18 protein-coding genes, 1 tRNA gene and 3 rRNA genes are annotated in these 20,481 nt (G+C 51.1%); 5 read left to right on the forward strand and 17 right to left on the reverse strand.

Going from position 1 to position 20,481, the window contains the following annotated elements; genetic code table 11:
- The 4 genes from C3708_RS02770 to rrf (C3708_RS02785) all read left to right on the forward strand — a co-directional run.
- Positions 1-238 (forward strand): 23S ribosomal RNA (locus C3708_RS02770); the annotation flags it as partial.
- A gap of 95 nt (positions 239-333) precedes the next feature.
- Positions 334-449: ribosomal RNA gene (gene rrf / locus C3708_RS02775) — 5S ribosomal RNA — on the forward strand.
- A gap of 14 nt (positions 450-463) precedes the next feature.
- Positions 464-539 (forward strand) — tRNA-Thr (locus C3708_RS02780).
- A 41-nt stretch (positions 540-580) separates the two neighbouring features.
- A 5S ribosomal RNA gene (rrf, locus tag C3708_RS02785) occupies positions 581-696 on the forward strand.
- Between the two features lie 99 nt (positions 697-795).
- Here the strand turns inward: rrf (C3708_RS02785) and C3708_RS02790 are convergent.
- From C3708_RS02790 to C3708_RS02820, 7 genes are all read right to left on the reverse strand, one after another.
- Positions 796-1,554: an amino acid ABC transporter ATP-binding protein gene (locus C3708_RS02790; protein ID WP_103948821.1), complete on the reverse strand. Its 759-nt coding sequence runs from the start codon at positions 1,552-1,554 to the stop codon at positions 796-798.
- A 7-nt stretch (positions 1,555-1,561) separates the two neighbouring features.
- A complete protein-coding gene (locus tag C3708_RS02795; protein WP_103947075.1) occupies positions 1,562-2,665 on the reverse strand; it encodes an amino acid ABC transporter permease in 1,104 nt (367 codons plus the stop codon).
- A gap of 9 nt (positions 2,666-2,674) precedes the next feature.
- Positions 2,675-3,856: an amino acid ABC transporter permease gene (locus C3708_RS02800; RefSeq protein WP_103948822.1), complete on the reverse strand. Its 1,182-nt coding sequence runs from the start codon at positions 3,854-3,856 to the stop codon at positions 2,675-2,677.
- A gap of 68 nt (positions 3,857-3,924) precedes the next feature.
- Entirely contained in the window at positions 3,925-4,950 is a 1,026-nt protein-coding gene (locus tag C3708_RS02805) for an amino acid ABC transporter substrate-binding protein (protein ID WP_095283646.1), read from the reverse strand.
- 478 nt (positions 4,951-5,428) lie between these two features.
- The gene (locus C3708_RS02810; RefSeq protein WP_059177272.1) at positions 5,429-5,650 is read right to left on the reverse strand and encodes a lipoprotein; all 222 of its coding nucleotides are present in this window, start codon (positions 5,648-5,650) and stop codon (positions 5,429-5,431) included.
- 236 nt (positions 5,651-5,886) lie between these two features.
- Positions 5,887-8,997, reverse strand: coding sequence for an efflux RND transporter permease subunit (locus C3708_RS02815; RefSeq protein WP_103948823.1), 3,111 nt, complete (start codon positions 8,995-8,997; stop codon positions 5,887-5,889).
- A gap of 11 nt (positions 8,998-9,008) precedes the next feature.
- On the reverse strand, positions 9,009-10,148 hold the full coding sequence (locus C3708_RS02820; RefSeq protein ID WP_095283644.1) for an efflux RND transporter periplasmic adaptor subunit: 1,140 nt from the start codon (positions 10,146-10,148) through the stop codon (positions 9,009-9,011).
- 391 nt (positions 10,149-10,539) lie between these two features.
- Here C3708_RS02820 and envR point away from each other — a divergent pair, with 391 nt between their 5' ends.
- Positions 10,540-11,187 (forward strand): acrEF/envCD operon transcriptional regulator, encoded by a 648-nt coding sequence (gene envR, locus C3708_RS02825; RefSeq protein ID WP_103947071.1) that lies wholly within the window; start codon positions 10,540-10,542, stop codon positions 11,185-11,187.
- On the opposite strand, the gene C3708_RS02830 is transcribed toward envR, so the two are convergent.
- The 10 genes from C3708_RS02830 to aroQ form a co-directional block, all read right to left on the reverse strand.
- The gene (locus C3708_RS02830) at positions 11,182-13,266 is read right to left on the reverse strand and encodes a bifunctional diguanylate cyclase/phosphodiesterase (protein ID WP_095283642.1); all 2,085 of its coding nucleotides are present in this window, start codon (positions 13,264-13,266) and stop codon (positions 11,182-11,184) included. The genes envR and C3708_RS02830 overlap by 6 nt on opposite strands.
- 145 nt (positions 13,267-13,411) lie before the next feature.
- Entirely contained in the window at positions 13,412-13,576 is a 165-nt protein-coding gene (locus C3708_RS02835) for a DUF2556 family protein (protein ID WP_103947069.1), read from the reverse strand.
- Between the two features lie 180 nt (positions 13,577-13,756).
- Entirely contained in the window at positions 13,757-14,053 is a 297-nt protein-coding gene (gene fis / locus C3708_RS02840) for a DNA-binding transcriptional regulator Fis (RefSeq protein WP_003855228.1), read from the reverse strand.
- Positions 14,054-14,078: 25 nt separating this feature from the next.
- Positions 14,079-15,044, reverse strand: a complete 966-nt coding sequence (gene dusB, locus C3708_RS02845; protein ID WP_095283640.1) for a tRNA dihydrouridine synthase DusB — start codon at positions 15,042-15,044, stop codon at positions 14,079-14,081.
- A gap of 397 nt (positions 15,045-15,441) precedes the next feature.
- Complete coding sequence (prmA, locus tag C3708_RS02850; protein ID WP_095283639.1) at positions 15,442-16,323, reverse strand: 50S ribosomal protein L11 methyltransferase; 882 nt, start codon at positions 16,321-16,323, stop codon at positions 15,442-15,444.
- Between the two features lie 11 nt (positions 16,324-16,334).
- Positions 16,335-17,786 (reverse strand): sodium/pantothenate symporter, encoded by a 1,452-nt coding sequence (panF, locus tag C3708_RS02855; RefSeq protein ID WP_095283638.1) that lies wholly within the window; start codon positions 17,784-17,786, stop codon positions 16,335-16,337.
- Positions 17,776-18,018, reverse strand: a complete 243-nt coding sequence (locus C3708_RS02860) for a YhdT family protein (protein ID WP_103948824.1) — start codon at positions 18,016-18,018, stop codon at positions 17,776-17,778. The genes panF and C3708_RS02860 overlap by 11 nt, the downstream gene beginning before the upstream one ends.
- Before the next feature lie 68 nt (positions 18,019-18,086).
- Positions 18,087-19,436, reverse strand: coding sequence for an acetyl-CoA carboxylase biotin carboxylase subunit (accC, locus tag C3708_RS02865; protein ID WP_095283636.1), 1,350 nt, complete (start codon positions 19,434-19,436; stop codon positions 18,087-18,089).
- A gap of 10 nt (positions 19,437-19,446) precedes the next feature.
- Positions 19,447-19,914, reverse strand: coding sequence for an acetyl-CoA carboxylase biotin carboxyl carrier protein (gene accB, locus C3708_RS02870; RefSeq protein WP_095283635.1), 468 nt, complete (start codon positions 19,912-19,914; stop codon positions 19,447-19,449).
- A gap of 21 nt (positions 19,915-19,935) precedes the next feature.
- Entirely contained in the window at positions 19,936-20,388 is a 453-nt protein-coding gene (gene aroQ, locus C3708_RS02880; RefSeq protein ID WP_095283634.1) for a type II 3-dehydroquinate dehydratase, read from the reverse strand.
- Positions 20,389-20,481: the final 93 nt, after the last annotated feature.

Consider the following 20,481-nt stretch of genomic DNA (forward strand, 5'->3'; position numbering starts at 1 on the left):
CGGAGTGGACGCATCACTGGTGTTCGGGTTGTCATGCCAATGGCATTGCCCGGTAGCTAAATGCGGAAAAGATAAGTGCTGAAAGCATCTAAGCACGAAACTTGCCCCGAGATGAGTTCTCCCTGACTCCTTGAGAGTCCTGAAGGAACGTTGAAGACTACGACGTTGATAGGCTGGGTGTGTAAGTGCAGCGATGCATTGAGCTAACCAGTACTAATGAACCGTGAGGCTTAACCTTACAACGCCGAAGATGTTTTGGCGAAGAGAGACATCATTTTCAGCTTGATAACAGATTAATTGACCTGCAGAGATGCGGGTTGATAACAGAATTTGCCTGGCGGCTTTAGCGCGGTGGTCCCACCTGACCCCATGCCGAACTCAGAAGTGAAACGCCGTAGCGCCGATGGTAGTGTGGGGTCTCCCCATGTGAGAGTAGGGAACTGCCAGGCATCAAATTTAGCGTGCTGATATGGCTCAGTTGGTAGAGCGCACCCTTGGTAAGGGTGAGGTCCCCAGTTCGACTCTGGGTATCAGCACCACTTAATACGTGGTTGAAGTTCGGCAATAGTAAAAGAATTTGTCTGGCGGCTTTAGCGCGGTGGTCCCACCTGACCCCATGCCGAACTCAGAAGTGAAACGCCGTAGCGCCGATGGTAGTGTGGGGTCTCCCCATGTGAGAGTAGGGAACTGCCAGACATCAATTAAGTGAAAAGGCCATCCGAAAGGATGGCCTTTTTGCATTTGTTCCTCTGAAAATTTGCCCAGTAGCAGTACACCACTGAGCAATGAAGACGATTAATGAATCACCTGCGATAAGAATGCGCGTGTACGCTCAGATTTCGGATTAGCAAAGAACTCATCAGGTGGTGCTTGTTCAACAATTTCTCCGCGATCCATAAAGATCACTCTATCTGCAACTGTTCTGGCAAAGCCCATTTCATGCGTAACACAGAGCATAGTCATTCCCGATTGAGCTAAACCAATCATAGTGTCGAGTACTTCTTTAACCATTTCAGGGTCGAGCGCTGAAGTCGGTTCATCAAACAGCATAATTTTAGGTTGCATACACAGTGAGCGGGCAATTGCCACACGCTGTTGCTGCCCGCCCGAAATTTGTCCCGGAAATTTGTTTGCGTGCTCAGCAATACGGACACGTTCCAGGTAATGCATTGCCAGCGCTTCAGCTTCCTTTTTAGGCATCTTCCTGACCCAAATAGGGGCCAGCGTAAGGTTCTGTAACACCGTCAAATGCGGGAATAAATTGAAATGCTGGAACACCATACCGACTTCCTGACGGACACGTTCGATGTTTCGAATGTCATCATCCAGCTCTATCCCATCAACGACGATACGTCCTTGCTGATGCTCCTCAAGATGGTTAATACAGCGAATGGTGGTAGATTTTCCTGAACCTGAGGGGCCGCATAAAACAATACGCTCGCCCTGTTTGACTTTCAGGTTGATGTCTTTCAGGACATGAAACTGACCATACCATTTATTCACATTTTCCAGCGTAATCATCGCGTCGGCCGGGGCCATAGTTATTTTGCTCATAAGTTCCTCATTGCGGTGTACGCCCGGTGTTAAAGCGCTTCTCCAGGTGTTGGCTGTAGCGCGACATGCTGAAACAGAAAATCCAGTAAACAAGTGCTGCAAAAACATAACCTTCAGTCGACATGCCGAGCCAGACGGGATCGACTGTGGCCTGTTGTACACTGCTGAAAAGATCAAACAATCCGATAATGATCACCAAGCTCGTGTCTTTAAAGAGTGCGATGATGGTGTTCACAAGCCCTGGAATAACCAGCTTCAAGGCTTGGGGTAAGATCACCAGCCCCTGCATTTTCCAGTAACCGAGCGCCAGTGATTCGGCCGCTTCGTACTGACCTTTTGGCAGAGCCTGTAGGCCACCTCTAACCACCTCTGCAACGTAAGCTGACTGGAATAAAACGACGCCCACCAGTGCGCGAATCAATTTGTCGATTGTTGTGCCTTCTGCCATAAACAGCGGCAGCATGACCGAGGACATGAACAGCACGGTAATCAGCGGTACACCACGCCAGAATTCAATAAAAATAACTGAAAGAGTCCGTACTACTGGCATGGCTGATCGACGTCCCAGTGCCAGCAAGATACCCAAAGGTAGCGCCCCCGCGATCCCCACGGAGGCAATGATCAGCGTGAGAGTTAATCCCCCCCATTGGCGAGTTTCGACCCGCTCAAGTCCCAGTATTCCGCCATATAGCAACAACCACACAATCAGCGGATAAATCACTGCCCAACAAGCAATATAGCGTCCACGACGTGGCAGGGTTTTGAAGAACATCGGGGCGATCGACAGCAAACCCGCAATCAGTGCCAGATTGATACGCCAGCGTTGATCATGTGGATACAGACCATACATAAACTGGCCAAACCGCTCATGGATAAACACCCAACAGGCACCCGCTTTGGTACAGTCCGCCCGCGTTGAGCCTACCCAGTTTGCCTGCAAGAAAGCCCAGTTCAGCAGCGGAGGAATCAGCTCCCACATCAACCACAAGCTGACAATTGTCAGCAGACTGTTACTCCAGGAGGAGAACAGATTTTTGCGTGCCCAGGCGATGAAACGCCAGCTTCCGGTGCTGGACGGACGCGAGGGGTGTGACAATACGGCTTTTGTCATCATGGTTCCTTAGCGCTCAACCAGGGCGATGCGACGGTTATAGATATTCATCAGCAATGAAATTGTCAGGCTGATAATCAGGTAGACGGACATGGTGATGGCAATAGTCTCAATCGCTTGTCCGGTCTGGTTAAGTACGGTTCCGGCGAACAAAGAAACCATGTCGGGATAACCAATCGCGGCAGCCAGCGAGGAGTTTTTGACAATATTCAGATACTGGCTGGTCAACGGCGGGATGATCACACGTAAGGCCTGAGGAATGATCACCTGGCGCAGCGTTACTGGGTTGGGTAATCCGAGTGAACGTGCGGCTTCGTGCTGACCATAAGGAACCGCCTGGATTCCTGAGCGAATAATTTCAGCAATAAAGGCAGAGGTATAAATGGACAGCGCAAGCGTCAGAGCAGCCAGTTCAGGAATAAGGACCATCCCTCCCTGGAAGTTAAAACCTCGCAACTGCGGAATGTCCCAGTGCAAAGCGGCACCGAATACCCAGTGGGCCAGTAGAGGCAAACCAACGATCAGTAATGCCCCGATTGGCCAGGTTCTGCGAAGTTGCCCGGTTTTAATCTGAAGTGAGCGGTTATAACGAAACAGCCCAATCGTAATTGCTACCGCGATAACAAATGCAGCGATAAACGCATACAGACCTTCGCCAGCCAACGGCGAGGGAATATATAAACCCCGGTTGCTCAGGTAAAAGAGATCTAAAGCATCAACGGCCTGTCGTGGTCCGGGCAGATTGCGTAATACGGCGAAATACCAGAAGAAGATCTGCAGTAGCGGGGGGATATTGCGAAACGTCTCGATATAAATTGTCGAGAGTTTACGTAATAGCCAGTTCTCAGAAAGACGCGCAAGCCCGAGAAAAAAGCCCAGCAAGGAGGCAAATACAATGCAGAGAGCAGAGACCAGCAGAGTATTCAGTAAACCGACAAGAAACACCCTGCCGTATGTATCGCCTTCTTGATAATCAATCAAATGCTGCACAATTCCGAATCCGGCACTACGATCCAAAAACGCAAAGCCAGAAGTAATACCGCGATTGCTCAGATTGGTAACAGTGTTATGAATCAAATAAACCGCAACAACAACAACGGCGACGATAGCTATTATCTGGAATAGCCATGCGCGAACCGAGGGATGAGAAAAGGAAAGTTTTCCTTTTACGGCTAAGCGGCGATGGGACATAAAGAAACCTCGGTAACCATGACTCTGGACGGGGCACCGCAAATGCAGTGCCCGTTACAGCTAAATGCTTAACGCACCGGCGGAGCGTACTGAATACCACCGTTATTCCAGAGGTTGTTCTGGCCACGTTTGATCTTCAGCGGGCTTTCCGATCCAACGTTGCGCTCAAAGATCTCTGCATAGTTACCGACATGTTTGATGATGTTATAAGCCCATTTATTATCGAGCTTCAGATCCTTGCCGAAATCACCTTCTTTACCCAGAAGATGCGCCATATCCGGTGTCGTAGGGTTTGCGGCTTTCTCGTCGACGTTTTTAGAATTGATACCCATCTCTTCGGCATTCAGCATGGCGAACAGCGTCCAGCGAACAATGGAGAACCAGTCTTCATCACCACGGCGAACGACCGGGCCGAGAGGCTCTTTGGAGATGACTTCAGGCAGAACAATCCATTCCGCCGGGTTGCTCAGTTTAATTCGCAGGGCATAGAGCTGGGACTGATCGGAGGCCAGCGTATCGCAACGGCCTGACTCCAGGGCTTTTGCTGATTCATCAGAACGGTCGAAAGTCACCGGCGTGTATTTCATGTTGTTGGCTTTGAAATAGTCGGCGACGTTCAGTTCGGTATCGGTTCCCGCCTGAATACAAACGGTTGCTCCGTCGAGTTCTTTCGCGCTTTTCAGCCCCGCTTTGTTGTGGGTCAGGAAGCCGATGCCATCGTAGTAAGTCACACCGGTAAAGGACATCCCCATCCCCGCATCACGTGACGAAGTCCAGGTTGTATTACGAGAAAGCATGTCCACTTCGCCCGATTGCAGTGCGGTAAAACGCTCTTTCGCCGTCAGTGGGGTATATTTTACTTTTGTGTCATCCCCGAAAAGGGCTGCTGCAACGCCACGGCAAACATCGACATCAATGCCAGTGAACTTTCCGTTCGCATCGGCATAAGAGAAGCCCGGTAACCCATCACTAATACCGCATTGGACAAAACCTTTCTTTTTAACGGCATCAAGTGTTGTACCGGCATGAACCTGTCCCGCTACAGCAAACAACATGCCGGCGGCGGCCAGGCTGGCTATCATCGTCTTTTTCATAATGCATCCTGTGTGGCGAAATTTATCGTTATAGAAAGTCGTTTTAAAACGCTTTGACCTGTCTGTGGCGTTGGCCGACGTTTATAAAGCAAACGTAATGCCAATTTTGCGCTCGGAAGAAAAAGGGAGAATTGAACGCATAATGCAGAGTGTAGACAGGGATAAATAAATCGAGCGCCCCGAAATGGTGCGAAATCACAACCTACGCCACAAATCAGAGCAAAAGTTGATAACCCGGAAGCTAATTAAGAGAGGTAGTTTCTGACGTGAATATTGGCAGGATATTCAATGTCATTGAATTGTGAAAAGTATCACGCCTGAAAATGAAATAAACAAATCATCGCAAAAAAGATGTGAGAAGAATCAGACATTAATAAATTAACGCAGAGGGGTATGGGGAGTTTTTTTAACGTTTTGAAAAAATACTGCACTGGTTTGAAGCAAAAGCGCGGATTTGCCGCGCTTTTGCAGGAAAACATTATTTAGTTAACGCGACGATACCTAACGTCAAGCCTGCGATAGCCGCAGCACCACCGGCGATTGCCCCTGCAGTCTCCCAGTTATCCTGGGTGGTGCCTTTCATACAGGTATTGGTATGAACCAGACGACCCTGATCGTCATATACCGGCACACACGGAGAGTCGTGCGCACATCCGGCGAGAAGCGCAGCGAGGGTTGCAACGCAAATGAATCTTTTCATGATGTTACCTCAGAATAAAAACTGGCTCGCAATAAAATCGAAAGTGGATTTATCGAGCTGGTGTTTATTTTACCACTACACCCATCTGCACTGACAGGATGAATAATCTCAAAATATGTGGTTTGTAAAAATCGTGGAGGAAATAACTTAGCAGTAAAAATACAATGATAATTCGCGTGCTAATTTTTGAATTAAAGAAAGAAGAAAAGGCGCCGAATGACGCCTTTTGAATTGATTTACTTAGGATTGCGATTAAATCGTCTTCTTACGACCACGAAAAATACAGGGACGAAGAAGATTGCGAGAAGGGTCGCAGACAGCATCCCCCCCATAACGCCTGTCCCTACGGCATTTTGCGCACCGCTCCCTGCACCCTGGCTGATAACCAATGGCAGTACACCGAGGATAAACGCCAGTGATGTCATCAGAATCGGGCGAAGGCGCATACGTGAGGCTTCAAGCGTAGCCTCAATGACTCCTTTCCCTTCTTTTTCCATCAGGTCTTTCGCAAACTCCACAATCAGAATGGCGTTCTTCGCGGAGAGGCCGATGGTGGTGAGAAGCCCTACCTGGAAATAGACATCATTATTCAGCCCACGCAGCGATGCGCCGAGTAGGGCACCAATAACGCCCAAAGGCACAACCAGCATAACGGAGAATGGAATGGACCAACTCTCGTAAAGCGCTGCCAGGCACAAGAACACGACGATCAGTGAAATAGCGTACAGCGCCGGGGCCTGGTTGCCAGAGAGGCGTTCCTGATAGGACATTCCCGTCCAGTCGAAGCCAATCCCGGAAGGCAGTTTCTGGGCGAGTGACTCCATTAAGACCATCGCTTCGCCAGTACTCTTGCCCGGTGCAGCTTCGCCGAGGATTTCCATGGATGGCATCCCGTTGTAACGCTCAAGTCGCGGCGAGCCTGAAATCCAGCGCGAGGTACTAAACGCAGAGAAAGGCACCATTTCACCGTTTGCACTGCGTACGTAGAGGTTATTGATATCACCTGGCAACATACGGAACTGTGCGTCGGCCTGTGCGTACACTTTTTTCACACGACCATGATCGATAAAGTCATTTACGTATGTACCGCCGAGTGCGGTAGAGACGGTCTGGTTGATATCCGACACGCTGACACCCAGAGCCTGGGCTTTCTCCTGATCAACATCCAGTTTGAACTGCGGCGTATCCTCCAGTCCGTTTGGACGCACACGTTCCAATAGTTCCGGGTGTTCTTTAACCATACCCAGCAGTTGGTTACGTGCTTTTGTCAGTTCAGTATGACCCAGGTTAGCCTGGTCGATAAGCTCAAAGTCAAACCCTGTCGCCGTACCCAGTTCGATAATCGCGGGCAAGTTGAAGGGGAAAATCATCCCATCTTTAATCTGGCTAAAAGCTTTGGTTGCGCGGCTAACAATGGCTCCCACGCCGTTTTCAGCTCCAGGACGCTCATCCCACGGTTTGAGGCTTACAAAGGCGATACCGGAGTTTTGCCCCTGACCGCTAAAGCTAAACCCGTTAACCGTAAAGACTGATTCTACGTTGGCCGCTTCCTTGGTTTGATAATACTGTTGTACCTGATCCAGTATCTGCTGTGTACGCGTTTGCGTGGCGCCAGCGGGCAACTGGACCATGGTCATAAATACGCCCTGATCCTCATCCGGAAGGAAGGAGGTCGGAAGGCGTAAAAACAATACAGCCATTCCACCCACAATCAGTACATACACCACCAGATAACGTCCGGTTTTGCGTAAAATCCCACTCACGCTATTGCTGTAATGCTCCACGCTCTTATCAAAGAGGTTGTTGAACCAACCAAAGAAACCGCCTTTTGCATGATGTTCTTCTGACGGCGGTTTGAGCAGTGTGGCGCAGAGTGCGGGTGTCAGAATCAGTGCGACCAAAACAGAAAGCGCCATTGCCGAGACGATAGTCAGCGAGAATTGGCGGTAGATTGCACCGGTCGAGCCGCCAAAAAAGGCCATCGGAACAAACACCGCAGAAAGCACCATTGCGATACCGACCAGCGCCCCCTGGATTTGCTCCATGGATTTCTGTGTCGCCTCTTTTGGCGGTAGTTTGTCTTCCACCATGACGCGCTCGACGTTCTCAACGACCACAATAGCATCGTCAACCAGCAAGCCTATCGCCAGCACCATCCCAAACATCGTCAGCGTGTTGATTGAAAACCCGAATGCTCCAAGAACGGCAAAAGTCCCTAATAACACGACGGGTACAGCGATCGTGGGGATCAGCGTGGCGCGCAGATTTTGCAGGAACAGATACATGACGAGGAAGACCAGAATGATCGCCTCAAACAACGTTTTGACCACTTCATGAATGGATATCTTCACGAATGGCGTGGTGTCGTACGGATAAACGACTTTCAGTCCTTGTGGGAAGAAGGCCTGTAATTCTGCCAGTTTTGATTTAATCGCAGCGGCGGTGTCCAGCGCGTTTGCACCCGTCGCCAGCTTGATGCCCAGACCGGTGGCTGCCTGGCCGTTGATCTTCGTGACCATATTGTAGTTTTCACCGCCCAACTCAATACGGGCCACATCTTTCAGATGCACCATCGAACCGTCCTGATTCACCTTCAGTGTGATCTTGCTGAACTCTTCCGGTGTTTTCAGGCGTGTTTGCGCGATAATCGAGGCGTTCAACTGCTGACCTGGTACCGAAGGCGTACCACCCAGTTGCCCGGCAGCAATCTGGTTGTTTTGGGTTTTAAGCTGATTGATGACATCCAGCGGCGTCAGCTGATATTTATTCAGGGCGTTGCTGTCGAGCCAGATGCGCATCGCATACTGTGCGCCAAACAGCTGCACATCGCCCACGCCAGAGGTACGACTGATCGCGTCTTTCACGTTGGATGCGACATAATCGGAGATATCATCCTGCGTCAGACTTTTGTTATCTGAAACAAAACCCGCAACCAGAAGGAAGCTGCTGCTGGATTTCTCCACACCGATCCCTTGCTGCTGAACTTCCTGTGGCAGCAATGGCATCGCCAGCTGGAGTTTATTCTGAACCTGTACCTGCGCGATATCAGGATCGGTACCCGACTGGAAGGTCAGAGTGATGGTCACGTTACCGGCAGAATCGCTGGTGGAGGACATGTACATCAGATTATCGATGCCGTTCATGTTCTGTTCGATAACCTGTGTAACGGTATCTTGCACCGTTTGCGCATCCGCGCCTGGGTAAACGGCCGTGACGGCAACAGCAGGCGGAGCGATGGTGGGATACTGCGCCACCGGCAGCTTGAGAATTGCCAGTCCGCCCGCAATCATCAGAATGATGGCAAGCACCCAGGCGAAAATCGGCCTTTGAATAAAAAAGTTAGCCATTGATTAATCCCTTAACTGGCTTTAGCGGCGGCGGAATCAGGCGTGGCGACCACAGTGGCGCCGGGATGTGCCTTTTGCAGACCGCTGACGATAACGCGATCACCTTCTTTTAAACCGTCAGTGATCAGCCAGCGATCGCCAATGGCCTGAGGTGCTACAACGCTACGCATTTCAACCTGCTCTTTTGCATTCACCACCAGAACAGTGGCATCCCCGCGTGGTGTACGGGTCACGCCCTGCTGTGGAACCAGAATGGCATTTGGCTGCACACCTTCATCAATGCGAGCACGTACAAACATCCCCGGCAACAGCATATGCTGCGGGTTTGGGAAGACGGCGCGAAGGGTAATGGAACCTGTGCTCTCATCAACGGTGACATCAGAGAATTGCAACGTCCCTTTTTGCGGGTAGGGCTGACCATTTTCCATCAGCAGTTGAACGCTACTGGTGCCATCGCCTTTTTGCAGGCTGGACTGTTTCAGCTGCATAAAGTCATTGCTCGACTGCGTTACATCCACATAGATCGGATCAAGTTGCTGCACGGTTGCCAATGCCGAGGATTGACCGTTGGTCACCAGCGCTCCTTCTGTGACGCTGGATTTACCGATTCGCCCATTGATCGGTGATGACACTTTGGTATAGGCGAGATTGATACGTGCGGTCTCGACGCCAGCCTGAGCGGCAATGACGCTCGCATCAGCCTGCCTGGCGTCAGCCACTGCCTGGTCGTATTCTTGTCGGCTGACATATTGTGTGCCAACCAATGGGACATAGCGTTTCACGGTTAAATGAGCGATGTTCGCCGCTGCTTCGGCTTTCCCCAGGTCGCCTTTCGCGCTGTCATAGGCGGCCTGATAGGTCGCAGGATCGATCTGGTAAAGCGAATCGCCAGCTTTAACGTCACTGCCTTCGATAAAGTTACGACGTAAAACAATGCCATTTACCTGCGGGCGAACTTCAGCCACGCGAAAAGCATCCGTGCGCCCCGGAAGCTCTGTTGTCACCGCCAGCGGAGCACTTTTCACGACATAAACAGTTACCTGAGGTGCCTGTGTGCTGTGTTGCGAGTTATCAGAACCATCACAGCCAGCAAGCAGTGCGGAGCAGACAATAAAACCGGATAAGGGTAAAAGCCTGAAGTGTTTCGTCATTACTGTTCCTTTAAAAAACAATAAACTGATATTTGCCGTGAAGTCGTGAATGAATGTCGCGGGGCAAAGAGTCAGAAATCCAGCGCACATCATAATGAGGTGTGTTGCGGTTGTTTAATTTATAAGTGCGGCGCACGTTTAATTAAGATAAAAACCAGAGCCCGGCATGACGAATCAACGATATAGTGATGAGGAAAAACGCACTGATTTAAATATTATCCAAGGTTACTTATATGTTTCGTGAATTAAATTAGTCTGATTTATTCGTGGTAATTATTGATTCGGTTAATTGACTTTTTTTGTTCAGAATAACCTTTCCTTTTAGGGAATACTCCCACGACTGCGTGTTTTCATTCACGTAGAGAATCGTTCTGGTGACGGGTGAGAATCTATGGCGCGTAAAACAAAAGAAGATGCACAAAAAACACGACAGCAGCTGATAGAAGCCGCCATTGTCGAGTTCTCGACGCGCGGCGTGGCAAGCACTACGCTGACGGATATCGCTGAGGCAGCCGGTGTTACGCGCGGGGCGATTTACTGGCACTTTTCCAGCAAGTCGGAAATCTTTAATGCTATCTGGGATCAGCAACTGCCGTTATGCGACTTAATTTTTGACCAGCTTTCACTGACGAATAATGATGATCCGCTGTGTGTTCTTCGAGAACGGTTTATCGCGGCGTTGCAATATATTTCTCGAACTCCCCGGCAGCGAGCACTCTTACAAATTCTGTATCACAAATGTGAATTTAATAACGAAATGACATCAGAGTGCGAAATTAGACGAAGAATTGGTTTTAATTATGACAATGTCCGAATGCTGCTGGAAAAAGGGCTGGCGTGGGGAATCATTTCTCCACAAATGAATATTGATCTTACGTTGATTGTTTTCCACGGCTTCTTTAGTGGATTAATCAAAAACTGGTTAATGAACAGTGAGAATTATAACCTCTATCAGCAAGCCCCCGCGCTGGTGGATAATATCCTGGCGACGTTAAATATTACACGCGTACCGCCAGTGACTTATCCTGTTGCCTCATGATGGTAGGTGGTATTTTATCTCATCAACATTATTGCACAGCTCTTCGACGGTTTGTGCTGTTACAGGCTTGCCTAACAAATACCCCTGAAGCGTATTACAGCCAAGTTCAGTGAGGAATTGCTGCTGAGCTTCCGTTTCTACGCCTTCTGCGACCACTTTCAGGTTCAGCGTTTTCGCCAGGGCTACAATCGCCGAGACGATAGTGGCATCATCACTTTTCCCGCTCAGATCTTTCACAAACGCACGATCGATTTTCAGTTCGCAGGCAGGCAACTGCTTCAGATACAGCAGGCTGGAATAGCCTGTACCAAAATCGTCAATTGAGGCTTTCACACCGGCATTCGTTAGCGCCGTTAAGATCCTGACACTTTCCTCTGGGTTGTGCATCGCGGTGGTTTCTGTCACTTCCAGAATCAAAGATTCAGGCGGAACGCGATGAAGCGCCAGACAGTCAAGGACAGTATTGACCAGCGTGGGTTGCTCAAACTGGAGCGTGGACAAATTCACCGCCATCGACCAATCTTTGTGACCCTGAAGATGCCACTCGCGGAGCTGGCGGCAGGCTTCGTTAATCACCCAGTTACCCATCGGGATAATCAGCCCGGTTTTCTCTGCCAGTTGCAGGAATACATCAGGTGACAGCAGCCCTTGTTTCGGATGTTCCCAGCGCAGCAAAGCCTCAAAGCCCAAAATTGGGCCAGCAGGTGCATGGAATTTCGGCTGATAGTGCAGGCGCAGTTCATCGCGATCGATGGCCAGCCACAGATCGTTCATCAGTTGTAAATGGGTTTGCGCCAGCGTGTTCATCGACGGCTGGAAAAAGTGGTAGCCGTTACGGCCCATGTGCTTGGTGTGATACATCGCCGCGTCGGCGTTAAACATCATTTCGCGATCGGTTTTACCGTCGTGCGGATAAAGGGCAATACCGATACTGATAGTGACGACCAGCTCGTAAGGCTCGACGTTGAAAGGGCTGTCGATGGTACGGACCAGCGCGCTGGCAAGCGAGGCTGCATCATCCGGTCCGCCAACTTCCGCCAGCAGGACGAATTCATCACCGCCGATGCGGGCGAGGGTATACTGGCCTTTCAGCGGCAGCAGAAGCCGCTCGGTGACAGCGATCAAAAGTTTATCGCCAGTATCATGGCCATACGCATCGTTCACCGCTTTGAATCCATCGAGATCCATAAACATCAGCGCGAAGTGTGTGCCTTCACGATCAGCCTTGCTGATTGCCTGATCGAGCCGATCTTCCAGAAGGACGCGATTGGGTAAGCGCGTTAGAGTATCGTGAAGCGCCAGCTGGGCAAGTTCTCGGTTAGCTTCAGCAAGGGATGAGGCCAGCAGAGCGGTTCGGGCCTGGAGCCTGGCATCCAGCATGGAAACCAGTAAAGTGATGCCGAGAATAGAGAGGGCCACTACGCTCACCAGCACCGCCAGCCAGCTGCCGTTAATACCGTGATGGTGTATTAATGTAGATGGCGGGAATTGCGCCGCTTTCATGCCTGCATAATGCATACCCGCAATTGCGATACCCATCGTCACGGCCGCGCCTAGTCGCATCACCGCAACTTGTGCCGCTTCGTGACGCAAACGAAACGTGAGCCACAACGCCGCAAGTGAAGCGGCCAGCGCAATGACAACAGAGATAGCGACCCAGAGCTTGTCCCAGATAATGCCTGGCGTCACTTCCAGTGCAGCCATGCCGGTGTAATGCATGGCGACAATGCCTGCCCCCATAACTAATGCGCCGGGCAGCAAGCGTCGTAATCGCAGTTGTTCCCCGCTGACCAGCCAAAGCGCAAACATCGAAGAACCGATCGCGATGAACATCGAGAGCACCGTCATCACTGGGCTATAGCTCATGCTCATGGAGAGCTCCATCGCCAGCATGCCGATGAAATGCATTGCCCACACGCCGATCCCCATCGCCACGCCGCCACCCGCTAGCCAGACGCGTGCAGCGACGCCCTGACTTCCCGCGACGCGCGCGGCCATATTGAGTGCGGTATAGGCTGCGAGGATGGCAACAACAAAGGAGACAGCAACGAGGATTGGGTTGTATTGGCTAACCAGCATGGTGGGCTTAACTCATTCTCAGTGAGACGTTATGCAATAGCGCCTGAAAAGGGCAGTGACATTATCATCGTATCGGAATGGCGAAAAGGCTTTTAAATCCCCGTTTTTAATGGGTGATAAGCTCTTTATTGCTGATGTTCGCTGCTTAATCGAGGTCTGAACAATTCACCAGTTTGAGCGGGTTCACCGAATTCATATTGCGACACTGATCGGTTTCGGTGCTCAGTAACTCAATCCACTGGATCAGCAGTGCATCAAAGATGAAAACCGTGACAGCAAATACAACCAGCCACCAGTATTTACGAATCATTGTGTCGTTCCGGTCAGAAAGAGGTCCAGTGAGGTGGTGGAAATATACATGAAAAGCAGGCGTTTAAAAGCGGGAGAAGATAGGGTTTACAAACTCTTGACGTTCAGATTTCAGGCAATAAAAAAGGCGCGTCCCCATGCCGAGTAGCGCCTTTTTAAACAAGCAGTTAGCTAATCGAAATTAGTTCATGCCGTATTTTTTCAGCTTCTTACGAAGAGTACCACGGTTGATACCCATCATCAGGGCAGCGCGGGTTTGGTTACCGCGGGTGTATTGCATCACCATGTCCAACAGTGGCTGTTCAACTTCAGCCAATACCAGCTCATACAGATCACTAACATCTTGACCATTCAGTTGAGCAAAATAGTTCTTCAGTGCCTGTTTTACCGAGTCACGGAGGGGTTTTTGAGTTACCTGATCCTGAGAGTTAACGGTAGAAACGGTCAGTACGTCAGAATTTACGCGTTGTTCGAACATAGTTCTGTCAGCTCTTTATTTCTGTTTACGCAAAATTTTCGAAGTATGCCTCCAACGCCTCCAGCTGTACGCTGGCATCCTCTATGGCGTTGAATGTGCGCCGAAACTGGTCATTTGGAGCGTGCTCCTGGAGATACCAGGAAACGTGTTTACGCGCAATTCGGTACCCTTTTGCCTGACCATAAAAGTCATGCAGTTCCCGAATATGCGAACAAAGCAAGCGCTTAACCTCTGCCAGAGGCAGGGGAGCAAGCAACTCTCCAGTGTCCAGATAATGCTGGATTTCCCGAAAGATCCAGGGTCTTCCCTGAGCCGCACGTCCTATCATCAGAGCATCTGCCCCTGTATAGTCGAGCACAGCCCTGGCTTTTAGCGGGTCAGTTATGTCGCCATTCGCGATAATCGGAATGGAAACTTTCTGCTTAACTGCCCGAATGCTGTCGTATTCCGCATTGCCGTTGAACAAACAAGCGCGAGTGCGTCCATGAATGGTCAGGGCCTGGATACCACAGTCTTCGGCCAGTTGGGCAATTTCTACACAGTTACGGTGTTCCGGCGCCCAACCAGTGCGAATCTTTAACGTAACGGGAACGTCCACTGCGTTAACCACCACCGACAAAATCGACTTCACCTGATCGGGGTATTGCAACAGGGCTGAACCTGCAAGCTTGCGATTCACCTTTTTTGCCGGGCAACCCATATTGATATCAATAATTTGGGCGCCACTTTCAACGTTAATACGCGCGGCTTCCGCCATTTCTTCAGGATCACTTCCGGCAATTTGCACGGTGCGAATACCTGGCTCATCAATATGCACCATCCGAAGACGGGACTTGTCGCTTTCCCAAACCTGCGGGTTAGACGACATCATCTCGGAAACGGTTAATCCTGCTCCCATCTCGTAGCACAGCGTCCTGAACGGCCGGTCGGTAATACCTGCCATAGGTGCTGCGATCAGTCGATTTCTGAGCTGGTAGTGTCCGATGCGCATGAGTTAAGAAATGACCATACTGTGACTGCAAGGCGGCGTATATTACGCATTTTTTGCACGAGATGAAAGGCCAAACTTTGAACAATCCGCTATTACAGATCAATGAATTGCTGTTCAGCACCTACTGGGAAAATTATTAACTATTTAAATCATTGCCTTAAATGATTGTGACTATTTTATCACCGCTTACAAATTCCCGTAACTTCTCATCATTTCTGCATAAATGAATCACTTATTCGGGATAATCTGCTGTTTTAAGCAGCAGATTGTCGGCCTTCTTTGCGATCGGCGTCTCATTTTAGAACATGATCATGATGAATAAGATGGACGTATTCTGAGCAATTTTAGGGAAACGAAGCAGGCGTGGTCATCGAAAGACCACGCCATAAACACCAACTTACTTTTTACGACCGGTAATGCGGCACCACTCTTCTTTCTCGATGACCGGATCGAGAGCGAAGAGATCGGCGTACGCTTCGCACACGCTCTCAGCCTGGCTGGCAAGAATCCCCGACAAGCCTAGTAGACCGCCCTCAACGGGCAGCACGCTGATTAATGGTGCCAGTTCGCGTAACGGGCCAGCAAGAATGTTAGCAACCACCACATCGGCTTTCATGACCTCTGGCTGGCCATCCGGTAAATACAGCTCAAGGCGATCGGAAACGCCGTTGCGCTGCGCATTATCGCGACTGGCCTGGATCGCCTGCGGATCGATATCGATCCCGATGGCTTTCGCAGCACCCAGTTTCAGGGCCGCAATCGCCAGGATCCCGGAACCGCAGCCGAAGTCGATCACGGTTTTACCTTCCAGATCCAGCCCATCAAGCCATTGCAGGCACAGAGAGGTTGTCGGGTGGGTACCTGTACCGAACGCCAGGCCCGGATCCAGCATCACGTTCACGGCGTTAGCGTCCGGCACATCGCGCCAGCTTGGGCAGATCCACAGACGTTTACCGAATTGCATTGGATGGAAGTTATCCATCCACTCGCGTTCCCAGTCTTTATCTTCCAGTTGCTCAATCTTATGCACAAAGCCAACGCCCAGCAGCGGATGATTCTCAAGGATCGCCACCACTTCTTTCATGTCGGTTTCGGCATCGAACAGGCCTATGACATCAGTATCACCCCACAGACGGGTTTCGCCTGGCAGCGGCTCAAACACCGGTGTGTCATGCGTATCCTGGAAAGTAATGGAAACTGATCCCGCTTCCATTAACGCGTCACTCAGTTCTTCGGCATTTGCACCGGTTGTGTTCAGTTTTAATTGGATCCACGGCATGGCAAAACTCTTTATTTATCAGTAGAAATCACGGCTGCCTGTGGGACGGGTTGACCGAAACGGTTCCCCACCACAAACGCCAGCAAACTTAGCAGTAACGAAGGCACAATCGGATGGAAGCCCAGATACTGAATTTTAAACGTGGCGAGCACTGCATACAGTACGCCACCGACAATCATTCCGCTGAGCGCACCCGCAGCATTAGCGCGTTCCCAGTACAGGCCCAGCACCAGCGGCCACAGGAACACCGCTTCCAGCCCGCCGAACGCCAGCAGGTTGAGCCAGATGATCATCTCCGGTGGGCGCCACGCGGCCAGCATCATCAGAATGCCAAGCACCAGCGTTGTCCAGGTCGAAATGCGCTTCAGGCGGTGCTCATTGTGTATTTTAGCCGGAGTCGCGCTGAGCCACAGATCTTTAATGATGGTGGCCGATGCCTGCAACAAGTGCGCATTGACGTTGGACATGATCGCCGCCATCGGCGCGGCCAGGAATAGGCCAGCAGCCCACGGTGGTAGCACCTGCACCATTAACGTCGGGATCACCTGATCAGGCACGGTCAGATGCGGCAAAATGGCGCGACCCAGTGCGCCCGCGAGATGCATTCCCAGCATCAACAGAGACACTACGATCGTACCGATGATTATCCCACGGTGAACGGCTTTGCTGTCTTTATAGGAGATACAGCGCACCGCCGTATGGGGCAGGCCGATGACACCAAAACAAACCAGAACCCAGAATGAGGTCATAAAAGCTGGGGTGAGAATATCGTCGGCACCGTGCGGACTCACCAGTTTCGGGTCAATCTGCTCGAGGGTTTCCACCGCGTTATGCAGGCCGCCCGCCGCGTAAATTACGCCGACCAGCAGCACCAGAGTGCCAATCAGCATCACCATGCCCTGCATCGTGTCGTTGAGAACACTGGCACGGAAACCGCCGAATGCGGTGTATAGCGCGATGGTAATACCGAAGATCAACAGCCCATTTTCGTATTTGATACCCGCCGCCGTTTCCAGCAAACGCGCGCCGCCGATAAACTGCACGGCAATCGCGCCGACGAAGGCAACCAGCAGGCTGACGCTGGCAATCCACACCACCGCGCGGTTCTGATAGCGGGCCTGCAACATGTCATTCAGGGTAATCGCGTTATAGCGTCTGGCGAGAATGGCGAATTTCTTGCCCAAAATACCGAGCGACAGCCAGATCGTCGGGACCTGAATCATCGCCAGCAGCACCCAGCCGAGCCCGTATTTATACGCCGCACCTGGCCCGCCAATAAAAGAGCTGGCGCTGACATAGGTGGCGGTCAGCGTCATCGCCAGTACAAATCCGCCCATCGAACGACTTCCTAGGAAATATTCACTGAGAAACGAGCCGGTGCTGCGCTTGCGCATGGCGTAAGCCGAGAGGCCAAAGACAACAAAGAGATAGATAATCAGAACGGCGATGATTTCAGTTTGCATCGCTATCCTCCAGAGAGATATCGCGGAAGATAAAACGCACCATCAGCCAGCACAGCAGCGTAAAGACCAAAGGCATCAGCAGACAGGCCATTTCAAACCAGTGCGGCAGGCCGGTGAATCCGGGGGCCGAATCAGGTAAGTAAGCGGTTACTAACCATGCGGCGAGATAGAGAAGGGTCAGCCACAGCGCCCAGCGCGCTTCTTTATGGGCTTGAACAAAACGCTTGTCCATTTTAAGTCCCTTGTGGATGAATAAATAAAAAAGGCCGGAATCTCCGGCCTTTTAACGCTAATGCGGTCTTACTTTTCGTGAAGGCCGAGTTTCTTCTCAAGATAGTGGATGTTAGTCCCACCATTCTGGAAGTTCTCATCGTTCATGATACGAACCTGCAGATCCACGTTGGTTTTAATACCATCGATGATCAGCTCCTGCAGGGCGTTCTTCATGCGGGCAATCGCCACATCACGGTTCTCGCCGTAGCAGATAAGCTTACCGATCATTGAGTCATAGTACGGTGGCACAGTATAGCCAGCGTAGATATGAGATTCCCAACGCACACCAAAGCCACCCGGCGCGTGGAAACGCGTGATTTTACCCGGGCTCGGCAGGAAGGTGTTCGGGTCTTCGGCGTTAATACGGCACTCGACCGCATGGCCTTTCACCACAACTTCTTCCTGCTTGATGGACAGCGGTTGACCCGCCGCGATACGCAGCTGTTCTTTGATCAAGTCAACGCCGGTAATCATTTCAGTAACCGGGTGTTCAACCTGAATACGGGTGTTCATCTCAATGAAGTAGAACTCGCCGTTTTCGAACAGGAATTCGAACGTACCTGCACCGCGATAGCCGATATCGACGCACGCTTTGGAGCAACGCTCGCCGATGTAGCGACGCAGTTCCGGGGTAATGCCCGGTGCTGGTGCTTCTTCGACCACTTTCTGGTGACGACGCTGCATGGAGCAGTCACGTTCAGCCAGATAGATAGCGTTACCCTGACCGTCAGCCAGCACCTGAATTTCGATGTGGCGTGGGTTTTCCAGGTATTTTTCCATGTATACCATGTCATTGCTGAAAGCGGCTTTCGCTTCAGCTTTGGTCATGGAGATGGATTGCGCCAGGTCTGCATCGCTACGTACAACGCGCATACCACGACCGCCGCCGCCGCCGGACGCTTTGATGATAACCGGGTAGCCAATGCGTTTAGCATGAGCGCGGTTTGCATCCATATCGTCGCCCAGAGGGCCGTCAGAACCTGGTACGGTCGGAACGCCTGCTTTTTTCATCGCGGTGATTGCGGACACTTTATCGCCCATCAGGCGGATAGTGTCAGCTTTCGGGCCGATGAAGATAAAGCCAGAGCGCTCAACCTGCTCAGCAAAATTGGCGTTCTCAGAGAGGAAGCCATAACCCGGATGGATTGCCACCGCGCCGGTGATTTCAGCGGCGCTGATGATAGCCGGGATATTCAGATAACTTTTTACGGACGGAGCCGGGCCAATACAGACCGTCTCATCCGCCAGTAATACGTGTTTTAAATCGCGATCCGCGCTTGAGTGCACAGCGACAGTCTTAATGCCCAGTTCTTTACAGGCACGAAGGATTCGCAGTGCGATCTCGCCACGGTTGGCGATGACAATTTTATCCAGCATGTTCGCCTCGTTACTCGATGACGACCAGCGGCTCGTCAAATTCTACCGGCTGACCACTTTCGACCAGAATCGCTTTAACAATGCCTGACTTGTCAGCTTCGATCTGGTTCATCATTTTCATGGCTTCAACGATACACAGGGTATCGCCTGCATTGACTTTCTGACCCACTTCGCAGAACGCTTTAGCGTCCGGGCTTGGCGTGCGGTAGAAAGTACCAACCATCGGGGAACGTACGATGTGACCACTGATTTCTGCGGCTGCTGCAGCCGGCGCTTCTGCGGCCGGAGCGACTGCGTTAGACAGAGCAGGCTGCTGCTGCATCACAGGTGCAGCATAAGCCTGCTGCATGACCGGGAAGCTAGCGGCTGGCGCTGCACGGCTGATGCGTACAGACTCTTCGCCTTCAGAAATTTCCAGTTCGGAGATGCCTGATTCTTCAACCAGCTCGATCAGTTTTTTAATCTTACGAATATCCATGAGTGGGTTCCGTACTCTTGTTTAGTGTGATTGTGACAGGCGTTTTACCGCTGTCTGTAAAGCGTATGAATAACCGTCAGCACCCAGTCCGCAGATAACGCCGGCGGCGATATCCGACAGATACGAATGGTGGCGGAACGGCTCTCGTGCATGCACATTGCTCAGGTGGATCTCGATAAACGGGATGCTCACCGCAAGCAGTGCGTCGCGGATAGCAACACTGGTGTGCGTAAACGCGGCCGGATTAATCAGGATATAGTCCACAGTGTCTTTAGCCTGATGAATACGGTCGATGAGTGCGTACTCCGCATTTGACTGAAAATGGTCAAGACTCACGTCAAGCGCCGCTGCTTCCGTACTAAGACGGTTAACAATTTCGCTTAAGGTCAGCGTGCCGTACTTCTCGGGTTCGCGGGTTCCGAGCATATTCAGGTTCGGTCCGTTCAAAACTAAGATGTGCAACTTTCCAGTCATTGTGCAGCTATCTCCTGCGATTCTCGGGTAAAAAACAAAATATACCTTCGATGCGCAATTGTCACCTTTTCAGGGAGTGAAAATCCCCTTCAG

It is taken from the genome of Lelliottia sp. 7254-16, from assembly GCF_002922995.1.
GTDB lineage: Bacteria > Pseudomonadota > Gammaproteobacteria > Enterobacterales > Enterobacteriaceae > Enterobacter > Enterobacter jeotgali.